The organism is Clostridium cylindrosporum DSM 605 (assembly GCF_001047375.1).
Taxonomy (GTDB): Bacteria; Bacillota; Clostridia; order Clostridiales; family Caloramatoraceae; genus Clostridium_AB; species Clostridium_AB cylindrosporum.
This window is the reverse complement of the sequence record NZ_LFVU01000028.1, coordinates 1-21,466: the sequence shown is the minus strand read 5'-3', so window position 1 is coordinate 21,466 and position 21,466 is coordinate 1. Positions and strand designations below refer to the sequence as shown.

Below are 21,466 nucleotides of genomic sequence, written 5' to 3'. Positions count from 1 at the left end.
AGCTAGCAATTCTTCAGAATATCTTCCATTATTATCAGAAAGTAAAAAGCTTAGCAAGAAAGGAATAAATGATATTGAATATAAATATATTGATACTGTAGGTCTTAGTAAGTTTAAAAAGTCATACATATAAACTTTCAAAAGGTATGTAGCAAAGAGCTGCAATTGTTATAGATTTAGTAGTTGATTCCGAAGTTATATTCATCGATGAACCATTTACAGCATTAGAACTTTAATTAGAATGAAGATACAAGATGAAATATCTGTTATTTGTAAAGAATAGAAAAACAAAGTATTTTATTTGGAGGATAAAAGAATGCATATGGGAGATGCTTTAGTATCACCAGCTGTAGGTGTGGGAATGATGATTGCTACAGCTGGAGTTACTACTTATTCAGTAAAAAAATTAAAATATGATGAGAATATTGAAGAAAAAATTCCTCTTATGGGGGTTATGGGTGCATTTGTATTTGCTGCACAAATGATTAATATTACAATACCTGGGACAGGCTCAAGTGGACATATTGCAGGTGGAATATTATTATCAGCTATATTAGGTCCCTATGCAGCATTTTTGACAATGACATCAATACTAGTAATTCAAGCTTTACTCTTTGGAGACGGGGGGCTTTTAGCCTTAGGTTGTAACATTATAAATATGGGATTCTTTTCTTGTATAATAGGCTACAAGCTAATATATAGTAAGGTTGTAAGTAAAGGATATTCTAAAAAGAGAATATTTACAGGATCTGTACTCGCAGCAACTGTAGCATTGCAACTTGGTTCACTTGGGGTAGTTTTACAAACTTTATCATCAGGTATAACAGAGTTACCATTTTCAACTTTTGTAAGCTTTATGCAACCAATTCATTTAGTAATAGGAATTGGTGAAGGGATAATTACTGCTGTGATATTAGATTTTCTTTGGCAAAAGAGACCAGACCTTTTAGAAAGGGTTGGTGAAAAGGAGAAGATAAAAATTTCTAATAAAAAAGTTGTAAATGTATTGTTAGTATCATCTTTAGTACTTGGGGGATTCCTTTCATGGGCTGCATCATCAAATCCAGATGGGCTTGAATGGTCTATGTTAAAGACTTCAGGAATTGAAGAATTAGAAACAAAAGGAGAAGTATATGATGTAATTTCAAATATTCAAGAAAAAACAGCAATATTAATGGATTACAATTTCAAAATAGATAAACCCTCTGAAATTTTAGAAAAACTAGGTACTTCAGTATCTGGTATAACTGGAGTTACATTAACCATAGGAGTATTCTTAGGTATAGGAAGCTTAGTTGAAAGACGAAAGAAGTTGAAAATAAGGATTGAATGATATGGTGGATATAAATAATAAGCTTTATAAAATCAGACTTATAGATGATTTAGGTACACAGGAAAGTGTAATACATAGAATAAATCCAATAATTAAGCTCATAACTACATTTTTGTATATAATAAAGGTTCTGTAATTAAAAGATTTTGTATTATTGGACATGGCTGTAATAATGGCATGTCCAATAATATTATTTATTATAGGAAAAATCCCTGTAAAATTAATATTTGGAAGATTAATTCTGATATTGCCAGTAATAATAGGGGTTATAGGGGTAAATTTGATTATAGATTTCTCATATAATCAAATGATTTTATCATTACTATTATTTTTCAAGTGTGTATTTTCAGTTGTTATAACATTACTTTTTATAACAACTACAGGTATGAATAACATCACAAGAACACTGAGAAGATTAAAAGTGCCAAAGATACTTGTGATTCAAATATCTATGCTTTATAGGTACATAGTATTAATGATGGAAGAGGCGTATAAGATAAAATGTGCATACGAACTTAGAACATTAGATAAAAAATCAATGGATATTAAAAACTTTGGACAGATAATGGCTCATATGCTTTTAAGAAGTATAGCAAGAGCAGAAGATATATATAAGGCTATGAAGCTTAGAGGTTTTGAAGGTGAATATTACACTAATACAGAAGAAAAATTAAAAGTTGCAGATTATATGTACTTAGGTATATTTATAGGTATTTTTTCTTGTACAATTCATTTCTAGAGAGGGGAGAGTATCATAGGTAATTCACATATTTGTGTAGATAAAGTTACATATAAATATCCAGATGACTTTAAAGCTATAGATGAGATATCATTTTCTGTTAATGTGGGAGAAAAAATTGGAATTATTGGAGTAAATGGTGCTGGTAAATCTACAATTCTACAACTTCTAACTGGCTTATTTACTGCAACAGAAGGAAAGATATTCATAGATAATATAGAATTTACAAAAAAAACATTAAGGGATATAAGGAAGAAGATAGGTTTTATATTCCAAGACTCAGATAATCAACTATTCATGAATACTGTGTATGAAGATATAGCTTTCGGACTTAGAAGTGGAGGATTAGAAGAATACATTGTAAAAGAAAAGGTAGAAGATATAATAAAGCAAATGAACATTGAACACTTAACTGATAAATCCATATACAAATTGTCTGGTGGACAAAAGCGAATGGTAGCTATAGCTGGAATTCTTGTTATGAATCCTAGGATATTACTTATGGATGAGCCAACTGCAGCGTTAGATCCAAAGTCAAGGAGAATACTTATAAATACATTAAAAGAATTACCACAAACTAATATAATAGCTACTCATGACTTAGATATGATAATGGATTTATGTAGTAGAGTTATTATTCTAAACAATGGTAAAGTAGTGGCTGATGGAATTGTAGATAACCTGCTTAGGGATAAAGAATTAATGGAAAAGTGTAATTTAGAATTACCACTTTCTTTGCAAAATAAAATCTAGAGAATTTTAATTTTTGTATTTGTAACAAAGATTTTAGACGTTCATAAAATGGTAAGATAGAGTTTATTTTGGAGGATAATATTGAAGGTAAACAATATTAAAGAAATGGCACTTTTTGAACATCGTTTTTGGCTTCAAATTTTAGGAGATCATTCTAGGTTTATTCTAAATGCGCTTTCACCAAAGGAGACGACGAATATTCAAAAGGCTAATGAATTTATTAATTTATTTGATAATTTATTGCAAAAGTCCCGTAAACAGCTTTCTTTGGAAGAGGTTACAGATTTAAATCATGAAGCATATGATGCTGCAATGAAACTTAGGGAATTTAAATTATCTATTCTTACTAAACAGATTTCAGGCAAAATTAATTTTGATCTTCCTCCTACATTTGTAAATCATATGCTAAATGAGTTAGATAGCTACATTTGCATTTTAAAAGGATTAATGGCGGGTAAAACCTCTTTACAAAGAGATATGCAACTTCACTTGTTATGGCTTTTAGATGGAGCAGGACACGCTAGAGCCATATCAGCTAGATTAGATGATACAGAGAAAGAATTGATTAATAAAAGCAATATATATGAAAAAGTATTTACGAACCTTTACTTAAAGTCAATAGAGTTTAACGGGTATAGGAGAACCGGTCTTTGTGACTTCCCAGCACTAAGAAAGCTTAATGAAGATGCTGATGAGAAAATGACATTATTTAAGAAGTTCTTAAAGGAATTAGAAGAAGGAGTAACTGAAAAGAAAGTACTTAGTTCTCTTTCTCCTTTAGTACCAGACCATATGTTTAGGGAAGAATGTTATTACCTGACGAAGCTTTCAATGGTTGCTAATATAAATAAACCTGGCTGTAATCCAGGGAAACCAAGAGTTGAAGTATAAAATTAATAACCTCACCAGTTTGGTGAGGTTATTTTACATAATTTTAGAAAGTATTGTTCTTAAAATCTTTATTCGTGGTGACACTCATGACCATGGGCATGGCAATTATCACTAGAATCTATAAGAGATCCTTCTAGCCATTTTAAAGCTACTGTCTTTACATCCCCAGAGCAACCACGTAATACTTCTATTCCTGAGTTGTTAAGGGCATTTACAGCACCTTCACCCATATTACCTGCAAGCATAACTTTAACACCCTTATCAGAAAGAACGGATGCAATATTTGACTTGCAACCACAACCTGATGGTGATGGAACAGTATCAGAAGATAGTATTTCTTTATTTTGTGTGTCAACTGTGAAAACAGTGAAGTATTCACAGTGTCCAAAGTGATCATCAATTTGGTTATTACGAGATGGTAGTGCAATTTTCATAATATAAACCTCCAGTAAGATATATTAAAGTAGTGTAGATTATAGGAATCATCGCTATAAACTCTTTATATGTCATAAAGAATACACATCAAAATAGTTAATTTTACTTCTCACTTATTAAATGTATCCCTTCTTTATAATAATTATACTGCCTTTTCTATGTATCTATTTAATTGAAGTTTTAGATAGGTAAAAAAATATAAGTATGTGATAAATCTAGCAATAAAAGATTTTACTGATTATTCATTTAAATGAATTTAGAGATCGAGTATAATTTTAATATAGAAAAACATTTTATAGACAAAATTGTATTAAATAGGAGAAAGATAAAGTGATATTTGACAGTATAGATGTTAAAGAGAATATGCAAGTTGATTTAGAAGGAGCTATTTACGAAGAAATAAAGAGTACAGAGTTTTTAGTTAACAATAAGCTAATTGTAAACTATGAAGATGGGAATTTATTAAATGAACTTAAAAAGTGTTTAAGTGAATGTGAAAGATTCTATTTTAGTGTAGCTTTTATTAATTTTAGTGGACTTCAGCTGTTATTAGATTCTTTTAAGGAGCTTGAAGAAAGAGGTGTTCATGGAAAGATAGTAACATCAACCTACCTCAACTTTACTGAACCAAAAGCTCTAGAAAGAATAAAAAGGTTCACAAATATAGATTTAAAGGTTTTTATAGCTAATAAAAATAAGGGGTTTCATACTAAGGCTTATATTTTTGAAAATAAGGAAGATTATAAGATCATTATAGGGTCTTCTAATATAACTCAAAGTGCATTAAAAAGTAATGTTGAATGGAATGTTAAGGTTATTTCTAAAAAGGATGATAGCTTTACCCGTGAGGTTTTAGAGGAGTATTTAAGCCTATGGGAAACTACCACCATTGTAAATGACGATTTTCTTGATAGTTATAGTACTTTCATAAAAGAGCTTAAAAAAATAAATAAAGCTAGCACTTTAGAGTTTAGTGATTATGAACTTATATCCCCTAACGATATGCAAAAAAGAGCAATGGATAATTTAAATAGATTAAGAGCATCAGGAGAGAGTAAGGCATTAGTTATTGCTGCAACTGGTACTGGGAAAACCTATATGTCAGCTTTTGATGTTATAAATTACAATCCTAAAAAGATGCTATTTATAGTTCATAGAGAGGAAATTTTAAGAACAGCAGAGAGAACTTTTAGAAAGCTTGTGAAAAATAAAAATAAAACAACGGGATTATTAACAGGTTCAAGTAAAGATTTTAGTTCGGATTATTTATTTTCTACTATACAATCAATGAATAATAGTTTAGAAAGTTTTTCGAGAGAAGAGTTTGATTATATTATTATAGATGAGGCACATCATGCTGCAAGTTCTTCCTATGAAAAAGTAATTAGCTATTTTAAACCAAAGTTTTTACTAGGTATGACGGCTACTCCAGAAAGGTGTGATGGAGGAGATATATTCGATATATTTGGTAACAATGTGGCTCTAGAAGTGAGACTTAGAGAAGCTTTAGGATTAGAATTAGTTATTCCTTTTCATTACTTTGGAATAACTGACATTGAAGGAATTGACTTAAGTGATGTAAAGATAAATGACGTAGATGAGATAGTTAAAAGACTTAAGGTTAATGAAAGAGTTGATTTTATAGTAGAGAAAATGAACTTCTATGGTCATGATGGAGAGAAGCTTAAGTGTGTAGGTTTCTGTGCGAGTATTGAGCATGCTCAGTATATGGCAGAGGAATTTAACAAAAGAGGGATTTGGAGTGTATGTTTAACAGGCGCTAACTCTGCTGATGAAAGAGAGCATTTTATAAAGAAGCTAGAGTCAGATGAAGATGATCTAGATGTTATATTTACAGTAGATATTTTTAATGAAGGTGTGGATATACCATCTATTAATCAAGTTCTTATGCTTAGGCCAACTAGTTCACCTATAATTTTTATACAGCAACTTGGTAGAGGGCTTAGAAAGTATAAGGATAAAACTTTTCTTACTGTATTAGACTTTATAGGTAATCATAAGAAGGCATTTTTAATAGCAATAGCTTTAAATGGTGCAAGATTCTATGACAAGGACAGCTTAAAGATAGCTGTGGCAACTGGGTTTGGAAATATACCAGGATGCACTAATATTCAAATGGATAGAATTATTCAAGAGAGGATACTCGATCAGTTAAATGAAGAAAATTTTAATTCTATGAGATATTTAAAGGAAGAATACCTTGAGTTTAAGAAAATGAATGGGGGCAAGGTTCCATATCTGCTTATGGACTACATAAAATATGATGGAGCTCCAAATCCTTTAAAGTTCCTAAATAAGGAAAAGACGTATACTAATTTTGTTGCTAAAGTTGAAAGTGATAATGAGTTAAAGTCTCTATTAGATGATGAAGTTTTCTTTAAAATTCTAAAGGAGTTAACAGATAGATTGCCAATAAAAAGACCATATGAATTTAGTATAATAAAATATCTTTTAAAGCATGAAACTATAGATATTAATCAAGGTAAAATTGAAGTATTAAAGTATATTGATAGCTGCGATGAAGAAAGTATTCTTCATGCATTCCAATGTCTAAATCAAAATTACTATGATTCATCTCAAGTGAGAAATAATATTAAATGCTTTAATTTGAATGAAGGCATTTTAAGTTGTACTTCAGATTTTAAGAATGTTATTAATAATATAAATTATAGAAGATATGTTGAAGATATTGTAAATTATGCTCTTATAAGATATGAAAAGGAATTTGGAAGTAAAAACTTTGGAGTTCCATTCTTTAAGTTATATGAACAGTATCAAATGGTAGATGCTGCATTACTTTCAAATTATACTAAAATTCACAGTTCTTTTAGAGGAAGTGGACTTATAACAAATGGAAATGAATATTTTATTTTTGTAGATTTACATAAGGAAGAGGGAATTAAAGAGAGTATAAATTATAAGGATAAATTTATAGATAAAAAATACTTTCAATGGCAAAGTCCAAATAATACTGCTCAAAGTTCTGAAAGAGGTAAGAATATTATCTATAATAAAGAGAGAAATATTAATTTACACATATTAGTAAGAAAGTATAAAGAAATTGATGGAGTAGTAGAACCCTATATTTATATAGGCAAAGGTGATGTTGATAGCTTTGAAGGGGAAAAGCCTATAACTGTTTTAATGAAGCTTGAAAATGAAATGCCAACAGGCATATATACAGAGTTTACAAAAAAGGTATAGCAAGTTTTGCTATACCTTTTCTGCTACTAACTGCTTAACTGCAGGAATATCTGCTGGGGCCCATTTTAGTGAAAGTAAATTTTCTCTATGTAACCATATTAGTTTTGAGTGTTCCTTTGCGACAGGTGTACCAGAGATTAATTTACACTTAACAGTAATTAAGTTCACTACAAAGTTATCATATTCATGAGTATTATCATTAAAAATATCAAGAAATTCTATATCACAAGCGAGCTCTTCTTTAATTTCTCTTTCTATAGCTTGCTTTAATGATTCCTTATCTTCTATTTTTCCACCAGGAAATTCCCAGCTGTTCGGAATGGACATTTTAGGAGAACGAAGAGCACATAGTATTTCGTTATTTTCATTTTCAATAATTGCACCAACGACTTTTATTAATTTCTTCATAACTATACACCTCTAGATAAGTTTAGCATAAAAGCATAGTAGCATAAAGGACAGAAGTAAGTTTTACAGTATTACATTGGGAGTCAATATAGTTAATATGTATTATTTATTTAAATCACGACGAAAATGTTGGAGTTTTTACTTTGACTTAATGTTTTAAGATTTGTTAAACTATATGTATATATCTTAAAATATAGATAAGGTTTAATAGGGGAATATATGTAGATAAAAATAGAAGGTAAAATAAACATCGGGAGGGGTTATATAGATGAGATTAAGACCTTGTATAGATATACATTCAGGACGTGTAAAGCAAATAGTTGGGGGGAGTTTATCAGATAAAGGAGAAGGGCTAATAGAGAATTTTATATCTGATAAGGAACCATCATATTATGGTGAGATGTTCCAAAAGGATAATCTTACTGCTGGACATGTAATTATGTTAGGGCCTGGGAATACTGAGGCAGCTCTTGAAGCTTTAAAGTCTTATCCAAGTGGTCTTCAAGTAGGAGGAGGCATAAATTCAGATAATGCTAAGTTTTATTTAGATAACGGAGCAAGTCACGTTATAATTACCTCATTTGTATTTAAAGATGGGGAAATAAACTGGGAAAACTTAAATAAAGTAGTAGAGGTTATCGGAAAAGAAAAGCTTGTTCTAGACTTAAGCTGTAGAAAAAAAGACGGAAAGTATTATGTAGTAACTGATAGATGGCAAAAGTACACTAACTTTGAGTTAAACAAGGATAATATAGCTAAGCTCGAAGGCTATTGTGATGAGTTTTTAGTGCACGCTGTTGATGTTGAAGGACAGTGCAGAGGAATACAAGAAGACTTAGTTGAATTATTAGGTGAGTGGGTTACAATACCAACTACATATGCCGGTGGAGTGCATACTTTTGAAGATATAGAAACTATAAAAAGATTAGGTCAAAATAAAATTGATGTAACAATAGGAAGTGCCCTTGATATTTTTGGAGGGAATTTATCCTATAGTGAAGTTGTAGAATACTTTGAAAAGCTTAATAAATAATATAAATTAAATGCACACTCCTAAACTTTTAAAAGTTAGGTGTGTGCATCTTTTATAAATAATATATTTCAATTAAAGGCAGTGTAGATATAATCTATTTTTTATTAGACTTATTTTTGCAATTACAATTATCTTCATCAGTTAGTTCCTTGGAGAATTCTGTTGTGAAATTCTCATTATATCTCCTAAGATTTATACTTCTATTAGAGGTGTTCTTCACTTTTGAATTAGCGAAAAATCTAATAGCTCCATAGGCTAGTGAATATACTGCTATCATTATGATTCCAGCTACAAGTCCGGATCCTTGCCCTGAGATAAAAGGCATGCTCGCGATAATAATAACCATACTTATCAAGGCGAACCAAGAGGTGTATGGGAATCCAGGCATCTGACATTTTCCTTCTGGGGGACAACCATTCATTTTACGGAATCGAATATGTATAGCTAAAATTACTATATATGTAAAGAGTAGAGCAAAACCACCTGAACTTATGAGAAATAAATACATTCTAGGGAATAAAAGACCTAACCAAAATGCTAATAACATTGAAAAGCCAGAAAAGAGTATTCCGCGATAAGGGACATCTTTCTTATCTTTTAGCCATGCTGGAGCCTGACCTTCATCAGCAAGAGATCTCATCATTCTTCCAATTCCAAACATAGCTGCTAGGGAAGCTGATAGTATAGCTGTAATAAGTACAAAATTCATTACACTACTGGCCCAACCCATTCCCCATCTATTAAGAGTAGCTACCAAAGGACTCATATTTTCATTAAGCATAGATGTTGGAGTTAGTGGAAGTAGTACAAGTATAGATAATATGTATAAGCTTACCAGAGCAAAAACAGTGTTTCTAATTGCTTTAGGGATAGTTTTTCTAGGCTGGGCTGTTTCTGAGGCAGCTAATCCAATTATTTCAAAGCCAGCATAGGCAAACATAACTATAAGCATACTGCCTGCAATCCCTTTTATTCCTCCTGGTGCAAAGGGCTCCCTAGTTAACTCTCCAATGCCAATCGGTGTTGTTTTATTAATTATTCCCAGAATTAGTAGTATAGAAATAACAATAAAGGAGACTATTGCGATTAACTTTACTGCTGCAAGGCTACTTTCTAGCTTGCTTAACTTAGTTGCTCCTAAAAGATTAAGTAAAGTAACAGCAATGATTATTAAGCTTCCTAGCAAGGAGATAGGTATATTAGGAATCCAATTACGTAGCAATATTGATACAGCAGTAGCTTCACTAGACATAGATAAAACCATTCCAGTCCAATATACCCAACCTACAACAAACCCAATTCCTGGACCAAAGATTTGTGCCGCAAAGGTATGAAAAGAACCTGAATGGGGATTTGCTACAGTTATTTCGGATAAAGCATAAAGTATAAAATAAACTAATATTCCTCCAAGTACATAAGCTATAAGAATAGAGGGTCCAGCGGCATTAATAGCTACAGAGGAACCTAAAAAAAATGAACCACCTATAACGGTGCCTAGTGCCATCATTGTAAGATGTCCTGCGGACAAGCCTTGTTGTTTTTTGTCCATAATATTATCCTCCCAAATCAAACCAGTGTGTTGCGATTAGTAATATTATTCCTAAATTTTATAAATGTATTCTTAAGAAAGTGTTGATTAAAAGAGAAAAAAGAAGTAGTAAAATATTAATTTAAAATATATTGAAGTTTATTTGTTGATTTTTTAGAAAATTATGAATAATATTGTATTATTTAGGAATAAGGTGTTGATTTATTGCACTTTATTTAATTATAATGATTGTATACTATAAAACACATGAATGTTAATGAACCCACCTGGGGTGTTTTAGAAAGAATAAATAAAAGGAGTAGTATCCTTAGTATTAATTTTTTAGTAGACAAATACACTACTTTAACTATAGAAGATTCCTTTGAACTAATTAAATATTTAAAGATTGTGATAGTATTCTAAGATAGAGTTGGTAGTTGATTTTGTTCTTAAGGAGGTATGCAGTAATATGTTGCAAAATATACAGGAACAAGAAGCAAGTTATATTTTAGAATCAAAAAAGAGATGTAGAGATTTAGGAATGGATCCTGATAAGCCGTTAATGCCTCAAAATATTATGTCGGATTTAGAGCTTGCAAGGAAAAAAGAAGATTATAAAGAGATTTTAGAGGTTGTAAACTATTTTGGTAAGAAAATAATTAAATCACTAGAGGGTACCCCTATACTAGTAGGTATTTCAGATGAAAGTGGATATGTGCTAGATACCTTTGGAGATGAAACTATAAGGTCAACAGTTGCAGAAATGGGAATTAAACCTGGTGTTCAATTTATTGAGGAGCATGTAGGTACAAATGTGGTTAGTTTAACAGTTAAGCAAAACCACCCGGTACAGTTAATAGGAGCTAATCATTATCATACACATTTACATAACACTGCTTGCTATGGGGTGCCATTCCATTATTCAGATGATAATAATCTTTTAGGCACTATATGTATAATGACTGCAGTGATACTTCACAATCCTTTTTTCCTAATGACATTAACTACAGTAGTCGATGCAATAGAGCGTGAACTATTACTTAGAAGACAAAATCGTAAAATTAATAAACAACAGGAATTGTTATATATATCTGAAAAAAAGCAAAGAGAACTGCTTGAAAAAGATCTTATTATGAAAGATGAGTTTATAACACTTATTACACATGAGTTCAAAACACCAATAAATGTTATTTATTCTGCTATTCAATTAATTGAACATTTATATATGGATAATATTCCTGAGTCTGTTAAAAATCTTATAGCAAGCATTAAGAGGAATGCATTTAGGCAATTGCGTCTCGTTAATAATTTGCTTGATATTACAAGGCTAAATTCAAAGCAGTTTAAATTAAATTTAAAAAATATAGATATTGTATTTTTAACAAAGTCAATTACAGAATCAGTAAATATTTATGCAGACCAGAAGAAAATCAACTTATGCTTTAAATCTAATATTGATAATAGAAATACTATAGTAGATGATGAAAAATATGAACGTATAATTTTAAATCTTTTATCAAATGCTATTAAATTTACACCTGAGGGTGGCGTTATAACAGTTGAGCTTAAGGAAAATGCTATGGACAATACAATAGCTATTTCTGTAATTGATACTGGGATAGGAATCCCAAGAGAAAAACATGAGAAAATCTTTCAACGATTCGGACAAGTTGAAAGTAAGCTTTCTAGACAAGCTGAAGGTAGTGGTATTGGTTTAGCTCTTGTAAAAATGCTAGTGACCATTATGGGAGGGAAAATACAAGTGTACAGTGAATTAGGCACTGGTAGCACATTTACTATAGTACTTCCAATAAAGGAAGGTAAGATAGAAGAAGAAAATAAGATTTGCTTAGATTCTGATAATAGACTTATAAATGCTGTTAATGTTGAGTTTTCTGATATTTATTTTTAAGAATATATTAATATTGAAAAATCCAGGATAATACGAGTCGGAATGTATATCCTGGATTTTTTATATATAATAATTAAAGCTAAGTTTAGAAATAATACTATTATATAAAAGCTTATAACAAGGAGAGTTTAAGATGAAAAATATTTTAGGTTATTATCTAATGCCCCATCCACCAATCATAATTCCTGATATAGGAAAAGGAGAAGAAAAAAAGATACAGAAAACCATAGATGCCTGTGAAAAGGTAGGAGAAGAGATAAAAGCTCTTAAGCCAGAGACAATAGTAGTTATAACTCCCCATGCAACTATGTTCTCAGATGCAATAGCAATTTCCAATGAAGATAGAATTACTGGAGACTTAAGTCAATTCGGATGCAGTAATATTAAGATGGATATTGCTATAGATAGAGAGTTTAATGAAAGACTTAACCTTGCTTGCCATCTAGAGGGAATACCAGCGGCTACTGTAAATGCAGATTTGTTAAGTAATTATAATTACGAATTTAAGTTAGACCATGGGACAATGGTTCCCTTATATTTCATAAATAAGTATTACAGAGACTATAAGTTAGTTCATATTACATACTCAATACTTGGAAATATGTCATTATATAAGTTTGGAATTGAGATACAAAATGTAGCTAAGGAATTAGGTAGAAATATAGTAATAATAGCAAGTGGAGATCTTTCACATGCCCTTAAGGAAGAAGGAGCATATAAATATTCACCATATGGAGAAAAGTTTGATAATGAGTTTTTAGATAGCCTTGAAAAAGGTAATATAGATTCATTATTTAGTATGGATAATACTATGATTGAAGAGGCAGCACAATGTGGGCTTAATTCTGTAAATATACTTCTTGGTACATTAGAGGGTAATAATTTTAAAGGTGAGCTATTATCCTATGAAGGACCTTTTGGAGTTGGATATGGAGTTATGAAGTTAAATAGAGAAGAGAAAGAAAGTAGTGCTTTAGATTTTCTTATAAAAGCTAGGGAAGAGAAATTAAAAAAGAAGCTAAGTGAAGGGAATCCATATACTAGACTTGCTAGGGAAAGTCTAAATTATTATTTTACTAATGGTAGTAGGATGGATGATACATCAAACTTACCTAGTGAACTTTTAAGTCAGAAACATGGAGTTTTTGTATCCTTAAAGAAGTTTGGAGCTCTAAGAGGATGTATAGGGACAATTTCACCAGTTACTGATTCTGTTGCTGAAGAAATAATAAGAAATTCTATAGAAGCTGCCCTAGAAGATCCAAGGTTCTCTCCTGTAAATGAATTTGAACTAGATGATATAGATATATCTGTAGACGTACTTATGGATGCAGTGCCAGCAAGTATAGAGGAGTTAGATCCGAAAAAGTATGGAGTTATAGTAACTAGAGGATATAAAAGAGGACTACTATTACCTGATTTAGAGGGTGTAGATAGTGTCGAAGAACAATTAAGTATAGCTTGTAGTAAGGCTGGGATAAATAACAATGAAGATTATGAGATAGAAAAGTTTGAAGTTATAAGATATAAAGAAGGTGAATAGTGGATGGACACAAAAGTTTTATTCTATGAGAAAAAAGAAGAAAGAAATAGATGCGGAGTATGTCCACATAACTGTTTGATAGATGAAGGAAAGTTCGGAGTATGCAAAGTTCGCACAGTTAAGGATGGAGAACTTATAGCAATAAACTATGGAGAGGTATCATCCTCTGGAGTTGATCCTATAGAAAAGAAACCTTTATACCATTACAAGCCTTCGAAAAACATATTGTCTATTGGAAGTTTTGGCTGTAATATGACCTGTAGTTTTTGTCAAAACTATGAGATATCTCAAAATAGGCCATCAACACAGTTTGTTAGTGCAGAGGACTTAATAAGAATTATACCTACAATAGAAAATAATGTTGGGGTTGCTTTTACATATAATGAGCCGATGATGTGGTATGAATATATGTGCGATGCCTCTAAGAAAATCAAGGAGGATAATGAGGATACAAGTGTAGTAGTAGTATCTAATGGTTATATAAATGAAGAGCCTCTAAGGAAGCTTTTACCCTACGTTGATGCTATGAATATTGATTTAAAGGGATATACTAATAAGTACTATAACAAGGTATGTGGTGCGAATTTGAATCCTGTACTTGAAACTATCAGAAGATGTAATGATCATTGTCATGTTGAGATAACAACATTACTTGTAAGTGATGAAAATGATTCCTTAGAGGAAGCTAAGGAAATAGCTCAATTTATAGCAAGCGTTAATGAAAATATACCTCTACATTTAAGTAGGTATTTTCCTAGGTACAAAATGGAGAATGAGGCAACAAAGATAGAGAGAATAACTGAAGCTCAAAATGAAGCTAAAAAGTATTTAAAGCATGTGTATATAGGTAATGTAGGTGGCGTTGATAACAATACCTACTGTAGTAAGTGTGGAGCACTTCTTATTAATAGAAATGGTTATAGTACAAAAGTTCATATTAGTGAAGGAAGATGTAATGAATGTAAAGAAAAGATAAACATTATAATATGATAATTTTTTAGGTTGTAATTTTAAATACAAAAATAATTTATAAGAGGTGAGATAAATGGGAACAAAATATAAAAACACTAAGAAGAAAATGGCATCTTTAGGTCTCATGAAAGGCGAAAATGGAGATTATACTTATATAGACCCTAGCGAAAAAGCTTCAAAATATAAACCGATAAAAAATAAATAATAGTTATATATGTATCTTTTAAAGATAGTCTTTTGTCTTGATAAGCTAAGCCCTCGACAGTGATGTTGAGGGTATTTTCATATTCGATTTTCAAAATAAAAGAGAAATGTAAATTAATAAAAAAGTTAATGGGAATATTTAGTTAAAGATAGAAGAAAATATATTGACAAAAAAGCCTTCAAGATGTAATGTTAAGTGGTGTAAATTTACGGAATAAAAAAAGGTAATTTTATGTATAAAGTTTAATAAAAATGTCTGATTAAATTACGCAAGTTCAGAGGCAAATTCGAGGTGTGGTTTATGTAAAATTTGGCACATTGAAAAGGCAGAAATACAGCTAGAAATGATAAAAGTATAGATAATAAATTAAGAGTTATAATAAAATGTATACATCTGTTCATTATACTAGTTGAAGGTTTTTAAAAGAATATAATGCTTATAATATTTTTCATAAGATAATACGGAGGAATAATTAATGCTTAAAAAGTTTTTGGATGTCTTAATAGGAGAACCCTTGGCAAATGAGCAAGGTAGTCACGAAAAGTATAATATTCCTTTTGGACTAGCGATTATGGCCAGCGATGCAATATCATCTGTGGCTTACGGAGCTCAGGAAATTCTTTTTGTACTTATAGTTTTAGGGGCATCAGCTTATAAATGGTTAACTTGGACTTCATTTATGATTATTGGATTATTGTTCATACTAACAGTTTCCTATATTCAAATTATAAAAGCTTATCCTCAAGGAGGAGGAGCTTATAAGGTAGCTAAGGAAAACCTAGGTACTAAGGCAGGTTTATCCGCTGGTGCAGGATTAATAATTAGTTACATACTTACTGTTGCAGTTAGTGCAAGTGCTGGTGCGGATGCTATTGTTTCTGCATTTAGCGGATTAGCAGAGTATAAGGTTATTTTCGTTGTAGTTATAATTATAGTTTTGACTATTTTAAATTTAAGAGGGATAAGTGAGTCCTCAAAGATTTTTGCTATTCCTACTTACATTTTTATTTTTAGTATGATTTTTATGATTCTTTATGGATTATTTAAGTATTTTGTACTTAATATCCATCCAGAACCGATGTATTCTATTCCTACAAAGGCAACTGAAAGTCTATCGATATTTATTATATTAAGGGCTTTCTCATCAGGATGTTCTGCCTTAACAGGTGTAGAAGCTGTTAGTAATTCAGTACCGAATTTCCAGGAGCCTAGCCAAAAGAATGCTAAAATTGTTATGCTATTATTAGCAGGTTTAATATTCTTCATATTTGGTGGAACTTCAGTACTCGCTATATTCTATACAGCAGTTCCAATTGTAAATGGACCTACAGTTGTATCGCAAATAGCATTTGGTATTTTCAATAATGGAATAATGTACTATGTAATTCAGTTTAGTACAGCTGTAATTTTACTTATGGCATGTAATACAGCATATACAGGGTTCCCAATGCTTATGTACGTAGTTGGAAAGGATGGTTTTGTTCCTAGACAATTTACTACTAGAGGAAAGAGACTTAGTTTTTCCTTTGGGATAATTGCATTATCATTTATAGCCTGTGTCCTAGTTATTATATTTAAAGCAGATACACATAGGTTGATTCCATTATATGCAATAGGTGTATTTATATCATTTACCCTAGGACAATTTGGTATGGTAAATTACTGGAGAAAAAAGCGAAACAAGGGTTGGATGAAAGGTGCTGCAATTAACGGGTTCGGTGCTTTAGTTACTTTAATAACAACAATAATAATTCTAGTAGAGAAATTTAGTGAAGGTGCATTTATAGTTGCAATTTTAATTCCTATTATAATTTTAGTTCAGCTAAAAATTAAAGCTCACTATGATAAAGTTGCTTGTGGTTTAAGTATTAGTAATCTAAATTTAAAGAATGTGGACCTTAGGGTACAGTACTCTCACATTGTAATAGTTCCGATTTCTACACTGAATAAGGCATCTATAGGTGCACTTCAATATGCTCAAAGTATAAGTAAAAATGTTATTGCTCTTAACATATCAACGGATAAGGAAGCAATGGAAAAGTTAAAATATAGATGGAGTGAACTTAATACAGACATAAAACTTGTTACAAAGTACTCTCCATATAGAGCTGTAGTCACTCCACTACTTGAATCTATAGAATTAATTGCGAATAAAATAAATAAAGATGAAAAAATAACAGTAATTGTACCACAATTCGTTACGCATGATAAATGGAATGAGGTCCTACACAATAATACAAGTTTCTTTATTAGAGAAACTTTACTTAGAAACAATAATATAATAGTTTCTACTTTCCCTTATCATTTAGTAGATGAAGAGGAAAACAATTGCGAGTGTCATAATTAGTTTGCTGATTGTATATAGTAATTAGCAATACAGTTATTTAAAAATTGTTTTTAAATTGTTACGATTTGAAAACAATTTTTCTTTATAACAGATATTTAATATAGTTTATAAGCTGCATTTTATGTGGCTTATTTTCTTATTCAGACTTTCTTGGTAGGATAATCTACTATTAATAGTTTGAAAGCTTTTTATATTTATAGAAAGATAGAATATTAATATAGTATAATTAAAATTAATTTTTATCATGTGTAATGCCTAGAAACTAAGTAACTAAATATAAGCTAGGAAAAAGATAAATATTTAAAAGGAAATGTTTATCTTTTAGGTTATAAAGATATTAAATTAGTATTATATTTAAATATATTTTGATAGTTACAAAGAAAAGTGTTTTTGCAATTAATATTTAATAGAGGTAATGTATAGTATGAATGAAGAATTAATAAAAGATGCAGATGCATTCTATCGGCTGGCTGAGCAGAAGGCTGCTCATTATTTTGAATCACTTTATATAGACGTTATGAAAAAGACTTATGTCTCTACATTAATAAACGATATACAATCATGGAAACACAACCATATTCGTCATTATTCATTATCATCACTTTTTTCACGTAGAAAGGGAAAAGCTGATTCAAAGGGGTACCATAGTTATATAAAATGGTTAGATTACACAGGTAAGTTAGATAATTACTTAGATAGAAGCATCTCATATATTTTCATGAGAGATCTTGGCAAAACTCTAGAATCACCTGACACAAAAACTAGAGTTCAGAGAGTAGTTGATAATTTGAAAAATCGATTAACTCAATCTATAGAAACAGATCAAGGAGAAAAATCAGATATGTTTACTATGGCAAGTTTATATAGAAAGGCTCAGGAGGATGGTATCGAGAGTAGTTTTGTTTGGCTTTTAGATAAACTAAAGACTGTGTCATCTAATATTCCAGAGGGTATGGATGCTGAACATGCCCAGCGTAAACTTATAAAAATCATTGCCGGGGTAATTATGCATCAGCTTGAGGAAATGGGGGATGAGGTATCCTCTAAAGAGCGTTCTCATAAACTTGACGTAGCTATTAGACTAGGCTATTCCTATGGTCTGACCTACCCATTTATTGATGATCTTCTAGATGCAAAAGTTCTATGCCCTGAAGAGGAAGAGCAATATTCAGATTTAATACGTACCACACTTATCACAGGATCTGTACCGGAACTAGAAGAATGGACTGGAAGTAATGGAGATTTGATTCGATATATTCATTCAGAGCTTAGAGAAGCCTTTGAATATATTAAGGGCCATCAGGGACAAGATACAATTAAATCATTTTTGCAGCAGGCCTATGTGTTTTTTAATTCTCAGGAAGTAGACCGTTTAAAGGATTTATCAAATTCAAATTACACAAATGAAGAAATATATATACCGGTTATCCTAAAATCTTCATCTTCAAGATTAATTACTCGTTCTATAATAAATACCACCGAGGATGAGGGATTTGATAGTAGAACATTTTATTATGGAATTTATAATCAGCTAGCAGATGATTTTGCAGATATGTTTGATGATATGAAAGATGGTGCAGTAACACCATATACCTATTTTATCAAATATCATGATAAGCGCTCAGATCTTATAAACCCATTTGAATTATACTGGACGGTTATATCTAATTTAATTCATAGAGTATATAATTCAGATTCTAAGACCTGTGAGGTAATTCTAGATCGTGCAATAAATGGTTTAAAGCGATTTAAAGAGAGAGTTGGAACTGAGAAATATAAAGAAGTTATGAAGCTTTTTGCTTCTGGTAACTCTAATTTCAATGATTTAGTTCAAAATATGGTTAGAAAAGCAGATGATGTAGATTTCTTTGATAAGCTGCTTCGAGATCATATGATTACTAGTCTTAGAAATGAACGTAAGGAGCAAGAAGAATTCCTAGATACTGTAGAAATTCTACGAAAAGATATAAATAGCATATTAAATATCCCTAAAGATGAAAAGTTCTCTTTATCAATTAAGGAGCCAATAGTTGGTGCTGCAAATTACAGTCTGGAAGGTGATGGAAAGAGATTGAGACCTATAATGACTTGGGTTATGGGGGTTAAGGAATATGGTTTAAAAGAGTCTTCAATTGAACCACTTCTTAGATCACTTGAGTATATGCATACTGCATCTCTAATATTCGATGATTTACCATCCCAGGATAATGCATCTACCCGAAGAGGGCGTAAAACTCTACACCAGGTATATAATACTGCTGTGGCTGAATTAACAGGTCTTTTTTTAACACAAAAGGCTATCGAAGAACAATCATGCCTTGAGAATTTTGATGCAAAAACTGTGCTTAAATTAATTAAGTATTCTGCTCAAATGACAGGGGATATGTGTAAAGGACAGGCTATAGACCTAGATTCCAAAGGGAAACAATTGACACTTCAGCAGTTGAACATGATGTGCTTTTATAAAACAGGAAAAGCATTCGAAGCTTCCTTAATAATGCCTGCAATTCTCGCAAATGCTAAGGAGAGTGAAATTAAAGCGTTAAAGAAGTTTGCCTATCATGCAGGAATTGCCTTTCAGATTAAAGATGACATTCTTGATGTTGAAGGGGACCAGAGCTTACTAGGAAAGTCACCTGGCAAAGATGCTGAAAACAACAGTTCAACTTTTGTAACAATTTTAGGCTTAGATGGTGCCAGAAAAGAAATGTGGGAACATTATTGTCTTGCAATGGAAGCACTGCAGGAAGTGCCACTTAAAATTACTTTTTTAAAACATTTATTAAATTATATTGTAAATCGAGACTATTAATTAAGGGAATTATTATAATGATTAAGGACTCTAGAATATTCTAGGGTCCTTTTATATGATTTTTTAGCTTTGTTTATACTATAGGTTATTTACTTTATATTTTAGAATTAACCCAATAAACTCTTATTAGTGTAATTTACTAGAGGCCTAAGGGAATTTAAAGCTGCTTTGAGATACTTATTAATTGAGATTTAGGTAACAACTAAACCTGGTAAATCATAATGTTTAAATAGAAGATACAAATAGATATTCAAAGCATTATTAACATAATCTGATTAAAATAGATTGCGTAATAACATTATATATTAATAGTCATGATAAGATATGTCTTGTCGGAGCGAGAGCAAAGACAACTAAAATAAATTAAAAAAGTTTAAAAGTAACTGTTGACAAGCAAGTCAATTACTGATAAACTAATCAAGTACTTTGGTCATTGAAAACTAAACAGTAACTATAGCGAGCGTACAATAATTTTGTGTGTTTTATGAAAACACTCATACTGAGATTAAGGATTTTAATTTGAGAGTTTGATCCTGGCTCAGGACGAACGCTGGCGGCGTGCTTAACACATGCAAGTCGAGCGGGAGAATCTGGTGCTTGCACCAGAGGATCTAGCGGCGGACGGGTGAGTAACACGTGGGCAACCTGCCCTAAGGAGGGGAATAACAGGCCGAAAGGTCTGCTAATACCGCATAAGACCTTAGCTTCGCATGGAGCATAGGTTAAAGATTTATCGCCTTAGGATGGGCCCGCGGCGCATTAGCTAGTTGGTAAGGTAACGGCTTACCAAGGCGACGATGCGTAGCCGACCTGAGAGGGTGATCGGCCACATTGGGACTGAGACACGGCCCAGACTCCTACGGGAGGCAGCAGTGGGGAATATTGCACAATGGGGGAAACCCTGATGCAGCAACGCCGCGTGAGCGATGAAGGCCTTCGGGTTGTAAAGCTCTGTCTTCGCTGAAGATAATGACGGTAAGCGAGGAGGAAGCCACGGCTAACTACGTGCCAGCAGCCGCGGTAATACGTAGGTGGCAAGCGTTGTCCGGATTTATTGGGCGTAAAGGGTGCGTAGGTGGTTTTTTAAGTGGGATGTGAAATCCCTGGGCTCAACCCAGGAACTGCATTCCAAACTGGAAAACTAGAGTGCAGGAGAGGAAAGTGGAATTCCTAGTGTAGCGGTGAAATGCGTAGAGATTAGGAGGAACACCAGTGGCGAAGGCGACTTTCTGGACTGTAACTGACACTGAGGCACGAAAGCGTGGGGAGCAAACAGGATTAGATACCCTGGTAGTCCACGCCGTAAACGATGAGCACTAGGTGTAGGGGA

General features: G+C 31.8%; 15 protein-coding genes and 1 rRNA gene. 13 read left to right on the top strand and 3 right to left on the bottom strand.

Annotated elements, in window-relative coordinates:
* Positions 1–316: 316 nt before the first annotated feature.
* The 4 genes from CLCY_RS10950 to CLCY_RS10935 all read left to right on the top strand — a co-directional run bounded on the left by CLCY_RS10950 (position 317) and on the right by CLCY_RS10935 (position 3,716).
* On the top strand, positions 317–1,333 hold the full coding sequence (locus CLCY_RS10950; protein ID WP_048571191.1) for an energy-coupling factor ABC transporter permease: 1,017 nt from the start codon (positions 317–319) through the stop codon (positions 1,331–1,333).
* A gap of 160 nt (positions 1,334–1,493) precedes the next feature.
* A complete protein-coding gene (locus CLCY_RS10945; protein WP_152668161.1) occupies positions 1,494–2,072 on the top strand; it encodes a CbiQ family ECF transporter T component in 579 nt (192 codons plus the stop codon).
* Positions 2,073–2,084: 12 nt separating this feature from the next.
* Positions 2,085–2,825, top strand: a complete 741-nt coding sequence (locus CLCY_RS10940; protein ID WP_341372107.1) for an energy-coupling factor ABC transporter ATP-binding protein — start codon at positions 2,085–2,087, stop codon at positions 2,823–2,825.
* 81 nt (positions 2,826–2,906) lie between these two features.
* Positions 2,907–3,716, top strand: a complete 810-nt coding sequence (locus CLCY_RS10935; protein WP_048571188.1) for a DUF2935 domain-containing protein — start codon at positions 2,907–2,909, stop codon at positions 3,714–3,716.
* Between the two features lie 68 nt (positions 3,717–3,784).
* Here the strand turns inward: CLCY_RS10935 and CLCY_RS10930 are convergent, their stop codons facing one another.
* Positions 3,785–4,150, bottom strand: a complete 366-nt coding sequence (locus CLCY_RS10930; protein WP_048571187.1) for a NifB/NifX family molybdenum-iron cluster-binding protein — start codon at positions 4,148–4,150, stop codon at positions 3,785–3,787.
* Positions 4,151–4,481: 331 nt separating this feature from the next.
* Between CLCY_RS10930 and CLCY_RS10925 the strand changes: the two genes are divergently transcribed.
* Positions 4,482–7,376 (top strand): DEAD/DEAH box helicase, encoded by a 2,895-nt coding sequence (locus CLCY_RS10925; protein ID WP_341372105.1) that lies wholly within the window; start codon positions 4,482–4,484, stop codon positions 7,374–7,376.
* Positions 7,377–7,385: 9 nt separating this feature from the next.
* Here CLCY_RS10925 and CLCY_RS10920 read toward each other — a convergent pair whose 3' ends face one another.
* A complete protein-coding gene (locus CLCY_RS10920; RefSeq protein WP_048571186.1) occupies positions 7,386–7,784 on the bottom strand; it encodes a (deoxy)nucleoside triphosphate pyrophosphohydrolase in 399 nt (132 codons plus the stop codon).
* 268 nt (positions 7,785–8,052) lie between these two features.
* On the opposite strand from CLCY_RS10920, the gene hisA reads away from it, so the two are divergent.
* The gene (gene hisA, locus CLCY_RS10915; protein ID WP_048571185.1) at positions 8,053–8,817 is read left to right on the top strand and encodes a phosphoribosylformimino-5-aminoimidazole carboxamide ribotide isomerase; all 765 of its coding nucleotides are present in this window, start codon (positions 8,053–8,055) and stop codon (positions 8,815–8,817) included.
* Between the two features lie 94 nt (positions 8,818–8,911).
* On the opposite strand, the gene CLCY_RS10910 is transcribed toward hisA, so the two are convergent.
* Positions 8,912–10,366, bottom strand: coding sequence for an amino acid permease (locus CLCY_RS10910; protein WP_048571184.1), 1,455 nt, complete (start codon positions 10,364–10,366; stop codon positions 8,912–8,914).
* A gap of 448 nt (positions 10,367–10,814) precedes the next feature.
* Here CLCY_RS10910 and CLCY_RS10905 point away from each other — a divergent pair, with 448 nt between their 5' ends.
* From CLCY_RS10905 to CLCY_RS10880, 7 genes are all read left to right on the top strand, one after another.
* Positions 10,815–12,257, top strand: a complete 1,443-nt coding sequence (locus CLCY_RS10905; protein WP_048571183.1) for an ATP-binding protein — start codon at positions 10,815–10,817, stop codon at positions 12,255–12,257.
* Positions 12,258–12,390: 133 nt separating this feature from the next.
* Positions 12,391–13,800: an AmmeMemoRadiSam system protein A gene (gene amrA / locus CLCY_RS10900; protein WP_048571182.1), complete on the top strand. Its 1,410-nt coding sequence runs from the start codon at positions 12,391–12,393 to the stop codon at positions 13,798–13,800.
* Between the two features lie 3 nt (positions 13,801–13,803).
* Complete coding sequence (amrS, locus tag CLCY_RS10895; protein WP_048571181.1) at positions 13,804–14,790, top strand: AmmeMemoRadiSam system radical SAM enzyme; 987 nt, start codon at positions 13,804–13,806, stop codon at positions 14,788–14,790.
* Between the two features lie 55 nt (positions 14,791–14,845).
* On the top strand, positions 14,846–14,977 hold the full coding sequence (locus CLCY_RS14095; RefSeq protein ID WP_278336156.1) for a hypothetical protein: 132 nt from the start codon (positions 14,846–14,848) through the stop codon (positions 14,975–14,977).
* Positions 14,978–15,452: 475 nt separating this feature from the next.
* Positions 15,453–17,324 (top strand): APC family permease, encoded by a 1,872-nt coding sequence (locus tag CLCY_RS10890; RefSeq protein WP_048571180.1) that lies wholly within the window; start codon positions 15,453–15,455, stop codon positions 17,322–17,324.
* A gap of 424 nt (positions 17,325–17,748) precedes the next feature.
* Entirely contained in the window at positions 17,749–20,136 is a 2,388-nt protein-coding gene (locus tag CLCY_RS10885) for a polyprenyl synthetase family protein (protein ID WP_048571179.1), read from the top strand.
* A gap of 515 nt (positions 20,137–20,651) precedes the next feature.
* Positions 20,652–21,466, top strand: a 16S ribosomal RNA gene (locus CLCY_RS10880); the annotation flags it as partial.

Bases quoted from the DNA above. Each gene is read 5' to 3' on its own strand.
- CLCY_RS10890 (WP_048571180.1), top strand. From the start codon at position 15,453: ATGCTTAAAAAGTTTTTGGATGTCTTAATAGGAGAACCCTTGGCAAAT.
- CLCY_RS10920 (WP_048571186.1), bottom strand. From the start codon at position 7,784: ATGAAGAAATTAATAAAAGTCGTTGGTGCAATTATTGAAAATGAAAAT.
- CLCY_RS14095 (WP_278336156.1), top strand. From the start codon at position 14,846: ATGGGAACAAAATATAAAAACACTAAGAAGAAAATGGCATCTTTAGGT.
- CLCY_RS10905 (WP_048571183.1), top strand. From the start codon at position 10,815: ATGTTGCAAAATATACAGGAACAAGAAGCAAGTTATATTTTAGAATCA.
- CLCY_RS10950 (WP_048571191.1), top strand. From the start codon at position 317: ATGCATATGGGAGATGCTTTAGTATCACCAGCTGTAGGTGTGGGAATG.
- CLCY_RS10945 (WP_152668161.1), top strand. From the start codon at position 1,494: ATGGCTGTAATAATGGCATGTCCAATAATATTATTTATTATAGGAAAA.
- amrA (WP_048571182.1), top strand. From the start codon at position 12,391: ATGAAAAATATTTTAGGTTATTATCTAATGCCCCATCCACCAATCATA.
- hisA (WP_048571185.1), top strand. From the start codon at position 8,053: ATGAGATTAAGACCTTGTATAGATATACATTCAGGACGTGTAAAGCAA.
- amrS (WP_048571181.1), top strand. From the start codon at position 13,804: ATGGACACAAAAGTTTTATTCTATGAGAAAAAAGAAGAAAGAAATAGA.
- CLCY_RS10930 (WP_048571187.1), bottom strand. From the start codon at position 4,150: ATGAAAATTGCACTACCATCTCGTAATAACCAAATTGATGATCACTTT.
- CLCY_RS10910 (WP_048571184.1), bottom strand. From the start codon at position 10,366: ATGGACAAAAAACAACAAGGCTTGTCCGCAGGACATCTTACAATGATG.
- CLCY_RS10885 (WP_048571179.1), top strand. From the start codon at position 17,749: ATGAATGAAGAATTAATAAAAGATGCAGATGCATTCTATCGGCTGGCT.